This window comes from Proteus columbae, assembly GCF_002777965.1.
Lineage (GTDB): Bacteria > Pseudomonadota > Gammaproteobacteria > Enterobacterales > Enterobacteriaceae > Proteus > Proteus columbae.
On the sequence record NZ_NGVR01000009.1, the window covers coordinates 206027 to 225663 of the forward strand.

A 19637-nucleotide genomic window follows, 5' to 3' on the forward strand; every position below is an offset into this window, starting at 1 on the left:
AGTACTGCCAGTATTACACTGGCAGTACATCAAAGAACTTAAGCGGTCAGGCGACTTGCGTCCTGAGCGATGACTAACTCTTCGTTAGTTGGAATAACAACAGCAAGACGGCTGTTATCGGTAGTGATAGTGCCTGATTTACCGAAACGTGCATCTAAGTTACGTTGATGATCAACTTCAAAACCTAACAGAGCCAGTTTTTTCAGAGATAATTCACGTACCATTGCTGCGTTTTCACCGATACCACCAGTAAAGATAATAGCATCTAAACGACCTTCCATCAGTGCACAGTAAGAACCGATGTATTTCGCTAAACGATGGCAGTAAACGTCCATTGCACGTTTAGCATCTGCTTTAGTGTCGTAGTTATCTTCAACATAACGGCAGTCACTAGTGACTTCTGTTAAACCTAACAGACCAGATTCTTTAGTCAGCAGTTTGTTGATGTCATCAACGCTCATACCTAAAGTGTCGTGTAAATGGAACACGATAGCAGGATCGATATCACCACTACGAGTACCCATTACTAAACCTTCTAATGGAGTCAGGCCCATAGAAGTATCAACACATTTACCGTTAACAACAGCAGAAACAGAACCACCATTACCTAAGTGGCAAGTGATTACGTTCAGTTCATCAACAGGTTTGTTTAACATTTTAGCGGCTTCACGAGAAACGTAGAAATGGCTAGTTCCGTGAGCACCGTAACGACGGATGCTGTGATCTTTATATAAGCTGTATGGCAGAGCATACAAATAAGCTTCTTCTGGCATTGTTTGATGGAAAGCCGTGTCAAAAACAGCAACCATTTTTTCAATTAAATGAGGGAATGCTTTACGAGCTTCTTCAATACCAATAAGGTGAGCTGGGTTATGCAATGGTGCAAATGGGATAGCTGCTTCAATACCTTTGATAACTTCGTCAGTGATCACGACAGATTTAGTGAATTTCTCGCCACCATGAACAATACGGTGACCAATAGACGCGATTTGTGCAGAAAGTTCTGGTTTTTGAGCCAGAATAGTATTTACGATGAAGTTTAATGCTTCGCTATGAGCAGCACCTGCGCCTAACGCAGCTTCGTGTTTCTGGCCATCCATTTTCCACTTCAGGCGGGCTTCAGGAAGGTTGAAGCATTCAGCCAAACCTGACAGGAATTCTTCACCATTTTCTGGGTTGATAATTGCAAATTTAAGAGAAGAACTACCGCAGTTCAGTACCAGCACCAGCTTACTTGACATGGAATTACCTATTTATCTTGTTGTCGTAGTGTCTTTTATATTATAAAGACGGTGGTTAATAAAACGTCAATCATAAAAGCCTATCGCATTCCTATGATGACATTAATGACGCGCATCATGCTTAAAGTAAAAAACTTGATGCTAATTATAGTTGCCAATCATTAATTGGACGATTTTTATTCACCCATTAGCTTTTCGCGTTAAAATCGGCGAAAAGGGTTGAAAATCACGCCGGCAAACAAAATATAGCGCTTTATTGCCACAAACCTTTAGAATGGGCACAGGATACAGAGTAAAGGCAACAAAGACAAAATATACTTAATTCTACTAAAAGATTTTTATTCTTTATAGATATTTTTTAAAAGTTACAGAAGAAATTGATTGAGGTCATTATGAGCGAACCGACAGTGACTCCCCCCGGCTTTTTTAAGAAGCTTCGTTTGGGTAACGAGTATTTAAAAACCTGGCCGGTTGAGAAGCAGTTAGCGCCTGTTTTCCCTGAAAATCGTATTGTCAAAGCCACTCGCTTTGGTATTCGCTATATGCCACCTATCGCCATTTTTACAATGACATGGCAAATCGCACTAGGCGGCAATTTGGGGCCAGCAATTACAACAGCGCTCTTTGCTTGTAGCTTGCCAATGCAAGGATTATGGTGGTTAGGTAAACGTGCGGCAACACCACTTCCTGCTACGTTATTACGCTGGTTTTATGAAATTCGTGAGAAATTTGAAGAAGCAGGTATTGCTTTAGCACCTGTTGAGCAAACGCCAACTTACCTTTCTTTAGCCCATTTATTAAAACGTGCTTTTAAGCAACTTGATCGTTCTTTTCTTGATGATGTGTAGAACATTTGTTCTACCTTCTTCGTTTGTCATGATTGTCATTTGAATTACCCCGTTGAGATCAAAAAACGCGTAGTTAGTGCTACTCAATACTTTTGATTAATGTCATGATCATTTCAATGATTTCTTTGGAGAATTAATGATGGAAATGACACACGCACAACGCTTGATCCTCTCTAATCAGTATAAAATGATGACTATGATGGATCCTGATAACGCTGAACGTTATCGTCGCTATCAGACAATTATTGAACGCGGTTATGGATTACAGTTACGTGAACTTGACCGTGACTTCGATGAAATGTCAGAAGAGACTTGCCGTACCATTATTAACGTCATGGAAATGTACCATGCACTGCAAGTTTCTCGAGATAACTTAAAAGAACAAGAGATGCCAGATGCTCGTCGTGTCGCATTTATAGGCTTTGATGCGGCGACAGAATCCCGCTATCTTAGCTATGTGCGTTTTATGGTGAATACAGAAGGGCGTTACACGCATTTCGATAGTGGCAGTCATGGTTTTAACTCTCAAACACCAATGTGGGAAAAATACCAAAGAATGCTTAATGTTTGGTTAGCTTGCCCTCGTCAATATCACCTTAGCACCGTTGAAATTCAGCAAATACTTAATGCGTAATCGCAGTGCATAATAGTTGATGCACCACTGTAAGGTTAAAGGTAGGCATAAAATATGGCAATCACATGTAAAGGTTTTCTGTTTGATCTCGATGGAACATTAGTTGATTCATTACCAGTTGTTGAACATTGTTGGGCGCTATTTGGTGAGCGCGTGGGTGTTTCAACACAAGAGATTAATGACTACATCCACGGAAAGCCCGCAATTGAATCGATTCGCCATTTTATGCCTAATGCAACTGAACAAGAGATAACGGAAACTTTTCGTTGGCTAGAAAAATTAGAGTCAACACAAACAGAAGGCTTAGCACCGCTTCCGGGTGCTATTGAGTTGATTAATCGCCTTAATGACTTAAATATTCCGTGGGCGATTGTCACGTCAGGCACTGTTCCTATTGCCTCAACGCGCCAATCTGTCACTGGGATCCCTGAGCCTAAGCATTGGGTTACAGCGGAATGTATTAGTAAAGGTAAACCTAATCCTGAACCTTATCTTTTAGGTGCCAAAAAATTGGGTTTATTACCACAAGATTGTGTGGTTTTTGAAGATGCAGCTGCGGGTATCTACTCTGGTTTAGATGCGGGATGCCAAGTCGTTGCCGTTCATGCACCTCTTTCTCTCCCTCGCCGTAATGAGATTCATTTAATTATTGATTCATTAAATGATATTCAAATCGAGAAGCAAGCTGAAAAAGTGATAATAACGCACAAAAGGTAGTCTTTTCTTTGATCATATTAAAAGACTTATTGTTGTAAAAATGGTCTACTTATCAATGTAGTGAATTGATGTCTTAAACTGTTTTCACTTATTGCTGATCGAGGCCATTTTGAATAGCGAATTATTATGGGTTTTAAGCCTGCTATTGATAGCTATTGTCCTTTTTACGACCAACAAAATCCGCATGGATGTGGTCGCTTTACTTGTCATCATCGCATTTGTTCTCAGCGGTACACTCTCATTAAATGAAGCCACGGTAGGATTTAGCGATCCTAACGTATTACTTATTGCTGCCCTTTTTGTTATTGGTGAAGGGTTAGTGAGAACAGGTGTGGCTTATCAAATGGGTGACTGGCTAGTTCGTGTCGCGGGTAGCAGTGAAGTTAAAATGCTTGTGCTATTAATGATATGCGTTGCAAGTTTAGGTGCTTTCATGAGTTCAACAGGTGTTGTTGCCATCTTTATTCCTGTTGTATTGAGTGTTGCCGCTCGAATGAAAACATCGCCAGGTCGTTTAATGATGCCGTTAGGTTTTGCGGGACTTATTAGTGGATTAATGACCTTAGTGGCAACACCACCTAATATGGTTGTTAACAGTGAATTAGTCAGAGAAGGTTTACCAAGTTTTCAGTTTTTCTCCATTACACCTATTGGTATCGCCGTATTATTTGCAGGTATTCTCTATATGCTGGTGGTACGCAGGTGGTTAGGAAATAACGATAATGGTAAGCAAAAAGAAGCTTATCGTCGTACTTTCCGTGATCTTATTCGTGATTATCAGTTAGCAGGGCGTGCTCGTCGTTTAGCAATTCGTAAAGGTTCTCCACTGGTAGGTCATTCACTTGATGAATTACACTTACGTTCGCGTTATGGTGCAAACGTTGTCGGTATTGAACGCTGGAGGCGGTTTCGGCGTGTGATGGTTAGCGCAACCGGTGGTACTGAATTAAGAGAGCGTGATGTTTTATTAGTTGATATGTCAGCCAGTGATGTTGATTTACGTGAGTTTTGCCGTGAACAGATGTTAGAGCCAATGGTATTGCGAGGCGAATATTTTTCTGAACAATCTCGTGATGTGGGGCTTGCTGAAGTATCAATGAACCCTGATTCTGAATTATTAGGTAAATCATTAAGAGAAATTAAATTTCGTACTCGTTATGGCCTAAACGTTGTGGCTATTCGTCGTGAAGGAAGTGCCTTACCGGGTAAAATTGTTGATGAGCCATTACGCCTTGGTGATGTGCTATTGGTGATTGGTGATTGGAAACTTATTCGCATCTTATCCACTAAACCGCGTAATTTTATCGTGTTAAATTTAGCCGCAGAAATTGAAACTGTTGCTCCTGCTTCATCTCAAGCACCTCATGCATTGTTTTCGTTAGCATTAATGGTGGCATTAATGGTGACGAATGAAGTACCTAACTTTATTGCAGCACTTATTGCCTGTTTATTAATGGGTAAATTCCGTTGTATTGATATGGAAAGTGCTTATCGCTCTATTCACTGGCCAAGCATTATTTTAATTGTCGGTATGATGCCTTTTGCAGCAGCATTACAAAAAACAGGTGGTATAGAGCTTATAGTCAATGGCTTAATGGATGTTGCGGGTAGTGCAGGTCCTCAAGTGATGTTGGTCTGTTTATTTATACTTTGTGCATCAATTGGGTTGTTTATCTCGAATACGGCAACAGCGGTACTGATGGCACCGATTGCTATAGCGGCTGCGAATCAAATGAATGTTTCTCCATTACCATTTGCAATGGTGATTGGTGTTGCTGCATCCGCAGCCTTTATGACACCGGTTTCATCGCCCGTTAATACGCTTATTCTTGAACCGGGAGGATATAAGTTTGCTGACTTTATTAAGATTGGTGTGCCATTTACGATAATTGTAATGCTGATTAGTGTCTTCCTGATCCCGCTATTATTTCCATTTTAAGTATTAATGCTTTTGTTTGATAAAACGCTGTTTATTAATAAATAAACAGCGTTTTTTATTTATTGGCTGATGGTTTTTTATTTGATGTATGCGCCATATCTATGAGTGTGTGTTTTTTGAAATATTGAAACGTATAAAGGAGTAATCTATATCCAATAGATAATTTAGGAATGTTTAAAATGAAAATAGAATCAAATATATCATCTGTAATTGATGCTAAAATTAATATGAATGAAGGTGGAAGTAATAAAAGTACTCTTAAGGGTAATATTTCAAATATAGATAATAAAAATATTTTTATATCACTACCGATAATAGTAAAACCAAATATTGAAATCTATATGATGAAATTAGGTAATAAAAATTTGGAGAGTAGTATTACCAATATATCAAACTTTAAAAATGATAATATTGAGTTTTCAGAAAAATTTATCGCCAGTTTTTTAGCACTTAATTCAGATAAACTAGCTGCTAGTGGACAGAGTAAATTACAGAATATTAACAGAGCAATAAAGGTTGAAATTCCAAAAATAAATGATGAGAAAATGGCTGTTTCATCAAATGAAAAAAAAGATAGTGAAGCGATAAATAGCCAAATGAAAGGTGAGTTAGATAATATAGGAAAAGGTAGTCAAAAGAGTGAAGATAATTCTTTATATAGAAAAGATGGTGCATATAACAAATTGAGTAAAAGATATGATTTAAATAGTAGTAATTTTTCTCCTATTAAAAATCTTATTGATGATAAAAAAATATCAACTGAAGAAAAAGAAAGAGAATTAAAAAAATATTTAGCACGTAATGATTCTGAAATAAAAAAAATGAACAGGTTTGAAAGATTTAAAGATATATTTGGAATGTCAAAAAAAATAAATATACTGCGAAATCAGCAAGACAATGATGCTAAGATTATCTTTTATGGCTTAAGTAACTTACATAATTCTATAGTAAATAAAGATATTTCTTAGAGTGTAAAATTATTTCAGCTTTTTATGTAAGATGAGAGTCAATTGGTATACTCTCATCTTATATAGAATAATATTGCTTACTCACTAATCTCATCAAGCGATAAACTAAATCCTGGTACAAATACCTTTATAAAATAGTCCATCTCAGGACTCTGTCTTTCCGCTAATGTTTTTTCTAATCGATTTTTCGCTAAATTAAATTCGCTATTGCCTGCTGCTAACTCTTCAAGACATTTTAAATAAGCGCATAAGCTATCAGCTTGCTTAACAATAAAGGTTTCTTCTTCACTATGTAATTGTTCATCAATAAGAGGGCGAAAATCGTCTTGTAATTCTTCTGGTAACATTTCAATCAATTTTTGCTGTGCATATTTTTCTATTTTTTTATATTCATGGGCAATTTGCGGATTGTGATATTTAATGGGGGTTGGCATATCACCGGTGATCACTTCGCTGGCATCATGATACATCGCTTGTAATGCAATTCGTTCGGCATTGACATTGCCATCAAATTTACGATTTTTAATCACGGCTAAGGCATGGGCAACAAAAGCCACTTGTAAACTGTGTTCCGACACATTTTCTTGGCGAATATTACGCATTAATGGCCAGCGAGTAATGAGTTTTAAACGAGAAAGGTGGGCAAAAAAGTAACTCATAATATCTCCCTATTGCGTGATTGAAGATATTATTGTGAGTGGATAATAGGTAGATGTAAACGGCAATAGAAAAGAAAATAAAAAAACGCAATATAACGTATTGATATATTGCGTTTTATTTTATGTATGGGCAATCTTATTGATGATAACCCACAATAAAGCGACCAAATTTTTGAATTGCCATATCTAAATCATCTTCACGCGGAAGAGTCACAATACGGAAATGGTCTGGGTGTGGCCAGTTAAATGCCGTTCCTTGTACTAATAGCACTTTTTCTTGCAACAATAAATCGAGGATCATTTTCTGATCGTCTTTGATACTGTAGCGATTTAAGTCAATTTTAGGGAACATATAAAGAGCACCCATTGGCTTAACGCAAGAAACACCTGGAATTTGGTTAATCAGTTCCCAAGCACGATTGCGTTGCTCATATAAGCGACCACCGGGCAGGATAAATTCACTAATACTTTGATAACCCCCTAATGCAGTTTGAATGGCATGTTGCATAGGAACGTTAGCGCATAAACGCATAGACGCTAACATATTTAAGCCTTCAATATAGCTTTTAGCATGTTTTTTAGGGCCGTTTAATACCATCCAACCTTGACGGAAACCTGCAACACGGTAGGTTTTTGATAAACCATTAAATGTTACGGTTAATAAATCCGGTGCCATCGCGGCAATAGAGTGATGCTCTGCATCATCATAGAGGATTTTATCGTAGATCTCGTCAGCGAAGATAATCAGGTCATGTTGACGTGCTATTTCAACGATTTCCATCAGAATATCTTTGCTATATACCGCACCTGTTGGGTTATTTGGGTTGATAATAACAATACCGCGGGTATTTTTTGTAATTTTACTGCGGATATCATCTAAATCAGGGAACCAACCTTGTTGCTCATCACACATATAGTGAACAGCATTTCCTCCTGAAAGAGAAACTGCCGCTGTCCATAATGGGTAATCAGGTGCAGGTACTAGCATTTCATCGCCATTATTCAATAAGGCTTGCATTGCTTGTACGATTAACTCAGAAACACCATTACCAATATAAATGTCTTCAACAGTGATATCTCGCATATCACGAGCTTGATAATGCTGCATGATAGCTTTACGCGCAGAAAACAGACCTTTGGAGTCACTATAACCCTGAGAACTTGGTAGATTGCGGATCACATCTACTAAAATTTCATCAGGTGCTTCAAAGCCAAAAGGTGCCGGGTTACCAATATTGAGTTTTAAAACTTTGTTACCTTCTTCTTCCAGACGTTTTGCTTCTTGCAAAACCGGACCTCTAATGTCGTAACAGACATGTTCGAGTTTGTTTGATTTTTTAATCTGATTCATAGCGCGTTTACCTAATAGGGTCTGACTCGTATCTTTATTGTGATCATGGCGACTTAGCGACATTTATCGCCGATTGCTATTCATATAGAAAGATACAAATGAAAAGGCTGTCCCAGCAAATAACTGTTCTATCACTCTACTCTTACGTTACAAACTTTTGAAGATGCTAGGTAATTTTTGGTGTAAAAGGTCAGTTTATTCTTAGAATGTTATTTTGATGACTGATTGTATTAGTTATGATGGGTTTATGTTTCAGTTTTAATAAATAATCTGGATTATTATTCTATTGAATAGGGGCTTTTTAGTGTGGTGATTAGAAATAAGTTGATGTGATAGATAGGTATACGAGATGTTGCATAATCAATTATTGAATAATTTTATCGGATTTGTATTATCTGACTTAATATATTAAATTTTCAAATAATATGGTTAAATCTATTTTATTCTATAGCAATCAATTAGTTTAAGTATAAATTAAATTTAAATCTTAAATTTAGTTTATAGGGGAAGATACTTAAATTCGAATGCATAGTTAAGATAATTTAAATTATTTTCAAAATGTTAAAATTTATGAATGAGAAAGCAATATAGTATGATCTAAGTCTAACTTGTGATGACGGTATACAGTTCTTTCTTGTGAATGCTTGAAATGATAATAAAATTTAATTTGTTACAAAAAGATGCAATTCCTTTCTATCTAGGAGGTGTAAACGATAAGAAACAAATGTAAAGTATTCGGTATGTCTTTGCTCTCCTTTTCAGAGTAGAGTACTGTCTGAATCGGAAGTCTTTTTTAGACTTTTGATATAAAACACCAGGTATATGTAATTTAAAAATCAAAAATAAGTGAAGAATAAACAATGATTAATGCAAATCGTCCGATAATGAATCTCGACCTCGATCTGCTTAGAACGTTTGTAGCTGTAGCAGATTTGAACACTTTTGCAGCCGCTGCTGCTGCTGTCTGTCGAACCCAATCTGCTGTGAGTCAGCAGATGCAACGTTTAGAGCAATTGGTGGGTAGAGAGCTTTTCGCCCGTCATGGTCGTAATAAACTTTTAACAGAGCATGGTCTACAACTGTTAGGTTATGCACGTCAAATTCTGCGTGCGAATGATGATGCAACGGCATCATTAACGTATAGCGATGCAGAAGGGGAGCTACGTATTGGTGCTTCTGATGACTCTGTGGATACTTTATTACCGTTTTTATTAAACCGTATCGCATCGGTGTATCCACGTTTAGCTGTTGATGTACGCATTAAGCGTTCTCAATATATTGAGACAATGCTAGATAATCATGAAATTGATTTAGCATTAACAACAGCACGTATTGGTCATCACCCACGCACAGCGTTACGTACTGCACCAGTGCTATGGCATTGTGCGCCAGATTTCCAATTACAAATGAATGAACCTATTCCTTTAGTTGTAATGGATGAAACGAACCCATTCCGTCAATTAGCGATAAACACGTTAGATGACGCTGGAATTCAATGGCGTATTGCCTATGAAGCAGCTTCTTTATCTGCTGTTCGTGCCGCAGTTAATGCAGAAGTGGGTATTACTGCACGTCCACTTGAAATGCAAAATGCCGATTTACGTATTTTAGGCGAAAGCGAAGGATTACCTCGTTTACCTGAAACACAATATTGGTTGTATCGTAACTCTGATGAACAAAATGAAGCGGTGTTAACTGTATTCAATGCGATTGAAAACAAGAAAACACCTTATACCGTCACTGCACCTGAAGATATTAGCTCTACTGAACTTGAATAATCACATTAATAATTGTGTGAATTTTTTAGCGTTAAAACACAAAAATTAAAGATTAAAAAAGAGTCAAATAAAACTGGATAGTGATGAATAATGATAAACGGGAATAGATGCAATGAAGTGCATTTATTTCCGTTTTTTTATTGCCATTTTTTGAAATAGTAACACTATGTTAATAATTATGTTGTTTTATGTATTTATCTTTGTGACATTTCATTCCATAACTACCTTAATTGCTTGTTAAAAAAATGTTTACCTTCCCCCTTGGTTAATCACTTGTAGGATTTGTTAACAAATAAAAAGATTGTCTAGGTTTTAAGAGAATAAAAAAGTAAATCTAAGCGGATATTTGACCTCCTCCACAATATTAGAAAGTTAATTTGTTAAAATTTGGATAAATTTTAAACTGATTAAGTATTTTTTCGACTATTTTGTGAGTTTGATCAAGAAAATAAGGCACATTTGCCTGTGTTGAGTCAGGTTTTTCCTGAGATACTGGTGTAGTAAAATCGAATTATCGGTTAGACTAAGCGTGTTAGCATAAAGTTTGTCGGTTGACTGACACGTTTTAGCATTAGCCAGTAATTGAGTGTTAAAAATGAGTGTTAAATTTGTTAAATCGCGATGGAAAACTGAGTGATTTGTCGCAAAGTTTTCCAAAAAAGAAGAAAGGTATAAATAGACTGTTATTATTTCTTTAATTAGCAAGTCTGTTTAATTCGCCTTTTTTTTCGTAATTAGAAATGTGGTGTAAACCGCCGGATAAGAGTTGGTTAATTGACACCACCTTTGATGAGTAAGCAATGAGTATGTCTACAACCACCGAAGTTATCGCCCATCATTGGGCATTTGCTGTCTTCCTCATAGGCGCATTGGGGTTATGTTCGCTCATGTTGTTGGGTGCCCGCTATTTAGGCGGACGCGCACAGGCAAGGGCAAAGCATGTTCCTTATGAATCTGGTCTTGATTCTGTTGGCAGCGCTCGTCTGCGCATGTCAGCTAAATTCTATTTAGTTGCCATGTTTTTCGTTATTTTCGATGTTGAAGCACTGTTTCTTTATGCCTGGGCTGTTTCCGTTCGTGAAGTTGGCTGGTTAGGCTTTATTGAAGCGTCAGTCTTCATCGCTATTTTATTAGCTGGATTATTCTATTTGGTTCGTATAGGCGCATTAGATTGGACGCCTGTTCGCTCTCGTCGTGAAACCGCGAGTAAAAGCCATGTTCGATTAACCAGCGGCAAACATCCGCAGCAGTAATAAGCGAGGCATTAGAAATGGATTATACGCTCACCCGCATAGATCCGAACGGTGAGAATGACCGTTATCCCCTGCAATCACAGGAAATCGTCAGCGACCCATTAGATGCTCACGTTCATCGCAGCGTGTATATGGGAAAACTGGAACATGCGTTGCACGATGTTGTGAACTGGGGACGGAAGAACTCTTTATGGCCATATAACTTTGGTCTTTCCTGTTGTTACGTTGAAATGGTGACGTCATTTACGGCGGTGCATGACGTGGCTCGTTTTGGTTCAGAAGTATTACGTGCATCACCTCGTCAAGCTGACTTTATGGTGGTTGCGGGTACTTGCTTTACTAAGATGGCACCCGTTATTCAACGTTTATACGATCAGATGTTAGAGCCTAAATGGGTTATCTCTATGGGGGCATGTGCAAACTCTGGTGGTATGTACGACATCTATTCAGTAGTGCAAGGTGTTGATAAGTTCATCCCGGTTGATGTGTATATTCCTGGATGTCCTCCACGCCCTGAAGCTTACATGCAAGCACTAATGTTATTACAAGAGTCCATTGGTAAAGAACGTCGCCCATTATCATGGGTTGTCGGCGACCAAGGCGTTTACCGTGCCAATATGCAATCAGAACGAGAAAGAAAACACGGTGAACGTATTGCAGTGAAAAACCTGCGTACTCCTGACGAAATTTAAAGGCTTTTGCCTAAGACGTAACCAGAGCAATGTGTTGCGATCATAGTAACCCTGATCAAAGTTGTGGTGAATAGAAATGACCGATCAGATAGCGCAAAAAGGCGCTCGGCCAGCGTGGGAAACGACCGATCATATTGATGATCAGGTCGTTAATGAACTGCGTCAGAAATTTGGGCCAGATGCGTTTACGTTCCAGCCTACTCGTACTGGCATGCCAGTTGTTTGGGTAAAACGGGAACAACTTATTGAGGTAATGCTATACCTCAAATCTTTACCAAAACCTTATGTCATGCTGTTTGATATGCATGGTTTTGATGAGCGTCTTCGTACGCATCGTCAAGGCTTGCCAGCAGCAGACTTTTCTGTTTTCTATCATCTGATATCAATCGATCGTAATAAAGATATCATGCTGAAAGTCGCATTAAGTGAAAATGATCTTAATGTTCCGACTATCACATCTATCTTTCCTAACTCGAATTGGTATGAGCGTGAAGTCTGGGATATGTTTGGGATTGTCTTTAATGGGCATCCAAATTTACGCCGTATTATGATGCTTCCTGATTGGGAAGGACATCCACTGCGTAAAGACTATCCTGCTCGTGCGACAGAGTTCGATCCTTATGTGCTGACAAAGCAGAAACAGGATCTGGAAATGGAATCGCTGACATTCAAACCTGAAGAGTGGGGGATGAAACGCGGTACTGAGAATGAGGACTTTATGTTCTTAAACCTCGGTCCTAACCATCCATCATCTCACGGTGCATTCCGTATTATTCTTCAGCTTGATGGCGAGGAAATCGTCGACTGTGTGCCTGATGTGGGTTATCACCACCGTGGTGCTGAAAAAATGGGAGAGCGCCAATCTTGGCACAGCTATATCCCATACACAGACCGAATCGAATACCTCGGCGGATGCGTTAACGAAATGCCTTATGTACTTGCAGTGGAAAAACTTGCCGGTATTGAAGTGCCTGAACGCGTTAAAGTCATTCGTGTCATGCTGTCTGAGCTATTTCGTATTAATAGCCACTTACTGTATATCAGTACCTTTATCCAAGACGTTGGTGCGATGACACCGGTGTTCTTTGCCTTTACTGACCGCCAAAAAGTTTACAACATCGTTGAAGCGATTACCGGATTCCGTATGCACCCTGCATGGTTCCGTATCGGTGGTGTTGCTCACGACTTACCTCGCGGTTGGGAACGCTTATTACGTGAATTCTTAGACTGGATGCCAAAACGTCTAGATTCTTACGTAAAAGCAGCACTGCAAAACAGTATTTTGAAAGGTCGTACTATTGGCGTTGCCTCATATAATACTAAAGAAGCATTAGATTGGGGTGTGACAGGTGCTGGTCTTCGTGCAACAGGCGTTGAGTTTGACGTTCGTAAATGGCGACCATATTCAGGTTATGAAAACTTTGAATTCGAAATCCCTGTTGCAAGTAATGGTGACTGTTATGACCGCGTAATGCTGAAAGTAGAAGAACTACGCCAAAGCTTACGTATTCTGGAACAGTGCTATAAAAATATGCCAGAAGGGCCATTTAAAGCAGACCATCCACTGACAACGCCTCCACCAAAAGAGCGTACATTACAGCATATCGAAACTATGATTAACCACTTCTTACAGGTTTCATGGGGCCCAGTTATGCCTGCTAATGAATCATTCCAGATGGTTGAAGCCACTAAAGGGATCAATAGCTATTATTTAACCAGTGATGGCAGCACAATGAGCTACCGTACGCGTATTCGTACGCCAAGTTTTGCTCACTTGCAACAAATCCCAGCGGTTATCCGCGGTAGCTTGGTTTCTGACTTGATTGTGTATCTGGGAAGTATTGATTTTGTAATGTCGGATGTGGATCGTTAATCATGCAAAATGAATTAAACCAAAAAGATGATGCAGTGCAGATCGAAATCGTTGATGTAACGCATTCAAAGAAAGCAACGTTTGTTTTAACTGAAGAAGAACGTGCTGAAATTGAACAAGAAAAACATCATTACGAAGATCCTCGCGCAGCCTCTATTGAAGCACTGAAAATTGTGCAAAAGAACCGCGGTTGGGTTGAAGACGGCGCGATTTATGCGATTGCGGATGTTCTTGGGATCCCTGCAAGCGATGTTGAAGGCGTTGCTACGTTCTATAGCCAAATTTTCCGTCAACCCGTTGGCCGTCACATCATTCGTTTTTGTGACAGCGTGGTTTGTCATATTACAGGTTATCAAGGCATTCAGGCAGCGATTGAAAAGCACCTTAATATCATTCCTGGTCAAACTACACCAGATGGTCGCTTTACGTTACTGCCAACCTGCTGTTTAGGTAATTGTGATAAAGGTCCTACTATGATGGTAGATGACGATACTCACAGCTTTGTTAAACCTGAAGAGATTGAAACGTTACTGGAGCAGTATCCATGACAGCAATTTCAGGAGCAAAACCGATTATTCGTAGCGCAGAAACGCACCCGCTAACGTGGCGCTTACGTGATGATCGTCAGCCTGTATGGTTGGATGAATACCGTGCTACAAACGGTTATAAAGCGGCAGAAAAAGCATTAAAAGGTATGTCACCAACTGAGGTGACCACTGAAGTTAAAGATGCTGGCCTAAAAGGTCGTGGTGGTGCTGGATTCTCAACAGGCTTGAAATGGAGCCTGATGCCAAAAGATGAAAGCATGAATATCCGTTACATCCTTTGTAACGCGGATGAAATGGAGCCAGGGACTTATAAAGACCGTCTCTTAATGGAAGAACTCCCACATCTGTTAATTGAAGGGATGATTATCGGTGCTCACGCATTAAAAGCTTACCGTGGTTATATTTTCCTTCGTGGCGAATATATCGAAGCGGCTAAGAATCTGCGCCATGCTATTGAAGAAGCAAAAGCAGCAGGCTTTCTGGGGAAAAATATCTTTGGTTCAGGTATTGATTTTGAACTGTTTGTTCACACAGGTGCAGGTCGTTACATCTGTGGTGAAGAGACTGCATTAATCAACTCATTAGAAGGTCGTCGTGCTAACCCGCGCTCTAAACCTCCATTCCCTGCAACATCAGGTGCATGGGGTAAACCAACTTGTGTCAATAACGTTGAAACACTGTGTAATGTGCCGGCGATTATTGAACACGGCAAAGATTGGTATATCGGCTTAAGTGAAGGCAAAAGCCCAGATGCGGGTACTAAATTAATGGGATTCTCAGGTCGCGTGAAATATCCGGGCTTATGGGAATTACCATTTGGTACAACAGCGCGTGAGATCCTCGAAGATTACGCAGGCGGTATGCGTGATGGTCTTAAGCTGAAAGCATGGCAACCGGGTGGTGCAGGTACTGACTTCTTAACAGAAGATCACCTCGATCTCCCAATGGATTTTGGCACGATTGCAAAAGCAGGTAGCCGTTTAGGTACAGCACTTGCGATGGCGGTAGATAATGAAATTAATATGGTTTCATTAACCCGTAACTTAGAAGAGTTCTTTGCTCGTGAATCTTGTGGCTGGTGTACACCTTGTCGTGATGGCTTGCCATGGAGTGTCGAAATCTTACGTGCGATAGAAAACGGTAAAGGTCGTCCTGGTGATATCGAAACCCTTGAACATTTATGTCGTTCTTTAAGTCCGGGACACACATTCTGTGCTCATGCACCGGGTGCAGTAGAACCTTTACAAAGCGCCATTAAATATTTCCGTGAAGAATTTGAGGCTGGCATTATTCAAGAAGATTATACCAATGCCAACTTGATCAGAGGTATTCAGCCTAACTTGCTGAAAAGCCGCTGGTAATTTTTCACGACACATTCTAGGTTTAACGCCTGCTGTGCAGGCCTTTGGGAAGCATGCTGACTATGGCTACGATTCATGTAGACGGCAAAGAATATGAAGTTAACGGGGCTGATAACCTGTTAGAAGCCTGTCTTAATTTAGGCTTAGATATTCCTTATTTTTGCTGGCATCCAGCGCTGGGAAGCGTTGGCGCTTGCCGCCAGTGTGCGGTTAAGCAGTATCAAAATGCTGAGGATACCCGCGGTCGTTTAGTGATGTCTTGTATGACACCTGCGACTGATGGCACGTTTATCTCTATCGATGACGAAGAAGCGAAAAAATTCCGCGAAAGCGTTGTTGAATGGTATATGACAAACCATCCTCATGACTGTCCAGTTTGTGAAGAAGGGGGTAACTGCCACCTTCAAGATATGACGGTAATGACAGGTCACACTATGCGTCGCTATCGCTTTACTAAGCGTACACATAGAAACCAAGATCTGGGGCCGTTTATTTCTCATGAAATGAACCGTTGTATTGCTTGTTACCGCTGTGTTCGTTACTACAAAGATTATGCTGATGGTACTGATCTCGGCGTCTTTGGTGCACATAACAACGTGTTTTTTGGTCGCGTTGAAGATGGCACATTAGAGAGCGAATTCTCGGGTAACTTGGTCGAAATTTGTCCGACAGGTGTATTTACTGACAAAACTCACTCATCACGTTATAACCGTAAGTGGGATATGCAGTTTGCACCAAGTATTTGCCAAGGTTGTAGCATGGGTTGTAACACAAGCCCGGGTGAACGCTATGGTGAATTACGTCGTATTGAAAACCGTTATAACGGAACTGTAAACCGCTATTTCCTTTGTGACCGTGGTCGTTTTGGCTATGGCTATGTGAATTTAGCAAGCAGACCTCGTCAGCCTAAAAAACGTTTAGGCAGTAACTGGTTAGAAATTAACGCTGTTCAAGCGACTCAAGCAGCTGCGGATATGCTGAAGAAAAGTCAGCGTATCGTGGGTATTGGTTCCCCGCGTGCAAGCATTGAAAGTAACTTCGCATTACGTGAAGTTGTTGGCGCTGAAAACTTCTATAGTGGTATTTCTGCATCAGAGCAAAAACGACTGACTTTAATGTTAGATATTTTACAAAAAGGTGGTGTTCATACCCCATCTCTGCGTGAAATTGAAAATTACGATGCTGTTTTAGTGTTAGGTGAAGATTTAACACAAACAGGTGCTCGTATGGCATTGTCTGTACGTCAGGCCGTGAAAGGTAAAGCGCGTGAAATGGCAGCAGCTCAAAAAGTGGCTGACTGGCAAATTGCTGCGATTATGAACATTGGGCAACGTGCAAAATATCCGCTGTTTGTCACTCATGTTGATGAAACTCGCCTTGATGATGTTGCTGCGTGGAGTTATCGCGCACCAGTTGTCGATCAAGCGCGTTTAGGCTTTGCGATTGCTAATAACATTAACGGTGATGCACCTGCTGTTGATGGCATTGATGAAGCGCTAAATAAACATATCGAAATGGTTGTTCAAGCACTTTCTCAAGCGAAAAAACCATTAATTATCAGTGGTAGCCATGCAGGTAGCGAAGACGTTATCAAAGCAGCCGCTAACATTGCTTTTGCATTAAAAGCAAAAGGTAATGAAGTAGGGCTTTCTTTCGTTGCTGATGATGCAAACAGCATGGGTCTTGCCATGATGAATGCACAGCCACTGGATGATGCATTAAAAATGATGCGCAGTGGTCAAGCTAATACCGTTGTTGTCATGGAAAACGATTTATATCGCCATTATGATGCAGACGTGATTGATGATGCGCTTGCTAAAGTAGATAACGTTATTGTTATCGACCACCAGCAAACAGACATTATGGCGAAAGCACATCTTGTTCTTCCCGCTTCTTCATTCGCTGAAAGCGATGGAACAATGGTGAGTCAAGAAGGCAGAGCACAACGTTACTTCCAAGTTTTCGAACCTTCTTTCTATAACAAAGATGTGGTGATGCATGAAAGCTGGCGTTGGTTGAGTGCTGTTGATTCACAATGGCATGAAAGAACGCTGGATTGGACACAGTTAGACAATGTTATTGAGCATTGTGCAACCAGTCTTCCTCAGTTTGCTGGCATTGTTGATGCGGCTCCGAATGCATCATTCCGTATTCGCGGGCAGAAACTGGCTCGTGAACCACATCGTTATAGTGGTCGTACTTCTATGTTGGCGAATGTGTCTGTGCATGAACAGCGTCAACCAAAAGATATCGACACCCCATTTGCATTCTCAATGGAAGGTAATAACAGCCCAACAGCTCCTCGTCAGCAAATTCCATTTGCATGGGCACCGGGTTGGAACTCACCTCAAGCATGGAATAAATTCCAAGCAGAAGTGGGTGGCAGCTTACGCTTTGGCGATCCGGGTGTGCGTTTAATCGAATGTGGTGATAATACACTTGGCTACTTCACTGATATTCCTGCGCCATTTAATGCACAGAAAAATCAATGGACTGTCGCACCTTGCTACCGTTTATTTGGTAGTGAAGAGTTATCACAACGCGCTGAAGTTATCCAATCTCGTATGGAAACCGCTTATTTAACATTGAGTGAATCTGATGCCCAAGCATTAGCGTTAACACAAGGTCAGCAAGCGATGTTTACTTACGAAGGCCGTGAATTCACCTTACCTGTGAAAATCAGTGCTCACCTGACTCAAGGTCAAATTGGCTTGCCGTTAGGTATGGCGGGTATTTCTCCATCGCTGGTGGGTGTATCGGTTCGTCAACTGCGGGGTATTGCATAATGAGCTGGTTATCTCCTGAAGTTACAGAGATTTTACTCACCGTTTTAAAAGCCGTCGTGATCTTGCTTGTCGTGGTCACTTGTGGTGCTTTTATGAGTATGGGGGAACGCCGTTTACTGGGTTTATTCCAAAACCGTTATGGGCCTAACCGTGTAGGTTATGCAGGTTCAGCACAGCTAATTGCGGATATGATCAAAATGTTCTTTAAAGAGGACTGGATCCCGAAATTTGCTGACCGCTTTATCTTCACCATTGCGCCAGTGATTGCGTTTTCATCTTTACTGCTGTCATTTGCAATTGTACCTGTTAGCTCAACATGGGTTGTTGCTGACTTAAACATCGGTATTTTGTTCTTCTTGATGGTTGCAGGTATTGCGGTGTATGCCGTGTTATTTGCAGGATGGTCAAGTAACAACAAATATTCACTGTTAGGTGCAATGCGTGCATCAGCACAAACTGTAAGTTATGAAGTGTTTTTAGGGCTTTCAATCTTAGGTGTTGTTGCACAAGCGGGCTCTTTTAACCTGACTGACATCGTAAACTCACAAGCAAATATGTGGAATGTCATCCCACAATTCTTTGGCTTTATTACGTTTGCGATTGCTGGGGTTGCTGTTTGTCACCGTCACCCATTTGACCAACCAGAAGCAGAGCAAGAGCTGGCTGATGGTTATCACATTGAATATTCTGGTATGAAATTCGGTTTGTTCTTTGTGGGTGAATATATCGGTATTGTTGCGGTATCAGGTCTTATCGTGACGTTATTCTTCGGTGGTTGGCAAGGGCCTTTCTTACCGTCATTCATTTGGTTCGCACTGAAAACTGGATTCTTCATGATGATGTTTATCCTTATTCGTGCATCGTTACCGCGTCCGCGCTACGACCAAGTGATGTCTTTTGGTTGGAAAATTTGCTTACCGTTAACGCTTATCAATCTGCTGGTCACTGCTGCAGTGATACTTTACAACGCTCAATAAGGGGTGATTGAA

The 19637-nt window shown here is 40.2% G+C and carries 16 protein-coding genes; 13 read left to right on the plus strand and 3 right to left on the minus strand.

Going from position 1 to position 19637, the window contains the following annotated elements; genetic code table 11:
- Positions 1 to 38: 38 nt before the first annotated feature.
- Entirely contained in the window at positions 39 to 1241 is a 1203-nt protein-coding gene (ackA, locus tag CBE70_RS05050; protein WP_100158475.1) for an acetate kinase, read from the minus strand.
- 392 nt (positions 1242 to 1633) lie between these two features.
- Between ackA and yfbV the strand changes: the two genes are divergently transcribed.
- From yfbV to CBE70_RS05075, 5 genes are all read left to right on the plus strand, one after another.
- Positions 1634 to 2089, plus strand: coding sequence for a terminus macrodomain insulation protein YfbV (yfbV, locus tag CBE70_RS05055; protein WP_069367978.1), 456 nt, complete (start codon positions 1634 to 1636; stop codon positions 2087 to 2089).
- Positions 2090 to 2228: 139 nt separating this feature from the next.
- Positions 2229 to 2723 carry a YfbU family protein gene (locus CBE70_RS05060; protein ID WP_100158514.1) on the plus strand — a complete coding sequence of 165 codons (495 nt, stop codon included), beginning with the start codon at positions 2229 to 2231 and terminating at the stop codon, positions 2721 to 2723.
- 54 nt (positions 2724 to 2777) lie between these two features.
- Entirely contained in the window at positions 2778 to 3440 is a 663-nt protein-coding gene (locus CBE70_RS05065) for a sugar phosphatase (RefSeq protein ID WP_100158476.1), read from the plus strand.
- Positions 3441 to 3549: 109 nt separating this feature from the next.
- Positions 3550 to 5379: an SLC13 family permease gene (locus CBE70_RS05070; protein WP_100158477.1), complete on the plus strand. Its 1830-nt coding sequence runs from the start codon at positions 3550 to 3552 to the stop codon at positions 5377 to 5379.
- 179 nt (positions 5380 to 5558) lie between these two features.
- Positions 5559 to 6347, plus strand: coding sequence for a hypothetical protein (locus tag CBE70_RS05075; RefSeq protein ID WP_157925993.1), 789 nt, complete (start codon positions 5559 to 5561; stop codon positions 6345 to 6347).
- Between the two features lie 77 nt (positions 6348 to 6424).
- Here the strand turns inward: CBE70_RS05075 and yfbR are convergent, their stop codons facing one another.
- Positions 6425 to 7006: a 5'-deoxynucleotidase gene (gene yfbR, locus CBE70_RS05080; RefSeq protein WP_100158479.1), complete on the minus strand. Its 582-nt coding sequence runs from the start codon at positions 7004 to 7006 to the stop codon at positions 6425 to 6427.
- Positions 7007 to 7142: 136 nt separating this feature from the next.
- Positions 7143 to 8357: a pyridoxal phosphate-dependent aminotransferase gene (locus CBE70_RS05085; RefSeq protein ID WP_100158515.1), complete on the minus strand. Its 1215-nt coding sequence runs from the start codon at positions 8355 to 8357 to the stop codon at positions 7143 to 7145.
- An 860-nt stretch (positions 8358 to 9217) separates the two neighbouring features.
- On the opposite strand from CBE70_RS05085, the gene hexA reads away from it, so the two are divergent.
- From hexA to nuoH, 8 genes are all read left to right on the plus strand, one after another.
- Positions 9218 to 10135 carry a transcriptional regulator HexA gene (gene hexA, locus CBE70_RS05090; RefSeq protein WP_075670634.1) on the plus strand — a complete coding sequence of 306 codons (918 nt, stop codon included), beginning with the start codon at positions 9218 to 9220 and terminating at the stop codon, positions 10133 to 10135.
- An 800-nt stretch (positions 10136 to 10935) separates the two neighbouring features.
- A complete protein-coding gene (locus CBE70_RS05100) occupies positions 10936 to 11388 on the plus strand; it encodes an NADH-quinone oxidoreductase subunit A (protein ID WP_036912633.1) in 453 nt (150 codons plus the stop codon).
- Between the two features lie 17 nt (positions 11389 to 11405).
- Positions 11406 to 12080 carry a NuoB/complex I 20 kDa subunit family protein gene (locus CBE70_RS05105; RefSeq protein ID WP_004243697.1) on the plus strand — a complete coding sequence of 225 codons (675 nt, stop codon included), beginning with the start codon at positions 11406 to 11408 and terminating at the stop codon, positions 12078 to 12080.
- 76 nt (positions 12081 to 12156) lie between these two features.
- Positions 12157 to 13953, plus strand: a complete 1797-nt coding sequence (gene nuoC, locus CBE70_RS05110) for an NADH-quinone oxidoreductase subunit C/D (protein WP_100158480.1) — start codon at positions 12157 to 12159, stop codon at positions 13951 to 13953.
- 2 nt (positions 13954 to 13955) lie between these two features.
- Complete coding sequence (gene nuoE / locus CBE70_RS05115; protein ID WP_006533305.1) at positions 13956 to 14501, plus strand: NADH-quinone oxidoreductase subunit NuoE; 546 nt, start codon at positions 13956 to 13958, stop codon at positions 14499 to 14501.
- On the plus strand, positions 14498 to 15862 hold the full coding sequence (nuoF, locus tag CBE70_RS05120; RefSeq protein ID WP_023581728.1) for an NADH-quinone oxidoreductase subunit NuoF: 1365 nt from the start codon (positions 14498 to 14500) through the stop codon (positions 15860 to 15862). Before nuoE ends, nuoF begins: the two co-directional genes overlap by 4 nt.
- A gap of 53 nt (positions 15863 to 15915) precedes the next feature.
- Positions 15916 to 18648: an NADH-quinone oxidoreductase subunit NuoG gene (gene nuoG / locus CBE70_RS05125; RefSeq protein ID WP_100158481.1), complete on the plus strand. Its 2733-nt coding sequence runs from the start codon at positions 15916 to 15918 to the stop codon at positions 18646 to 18648.
- Positions 18648 to 19625 carry an NADH-quinone oxidoreductase subunit NuoH gene (nuoH, locus tag CBE70_RS05130; protein ID WP_006533300.1) on the plus strand — a complete coding sequence of 326 codons (978 nt, stop codon included), beginning with the start codon at positions 18648 to 18650 and terminating at the stop codon, positions 19623 to 19625. Before nuoG ends, nuoH begins: the two co-directional genes overlap by 1 nt.
- Positions 19626 to 19637 lie beyond the last annotated feature (12 nt).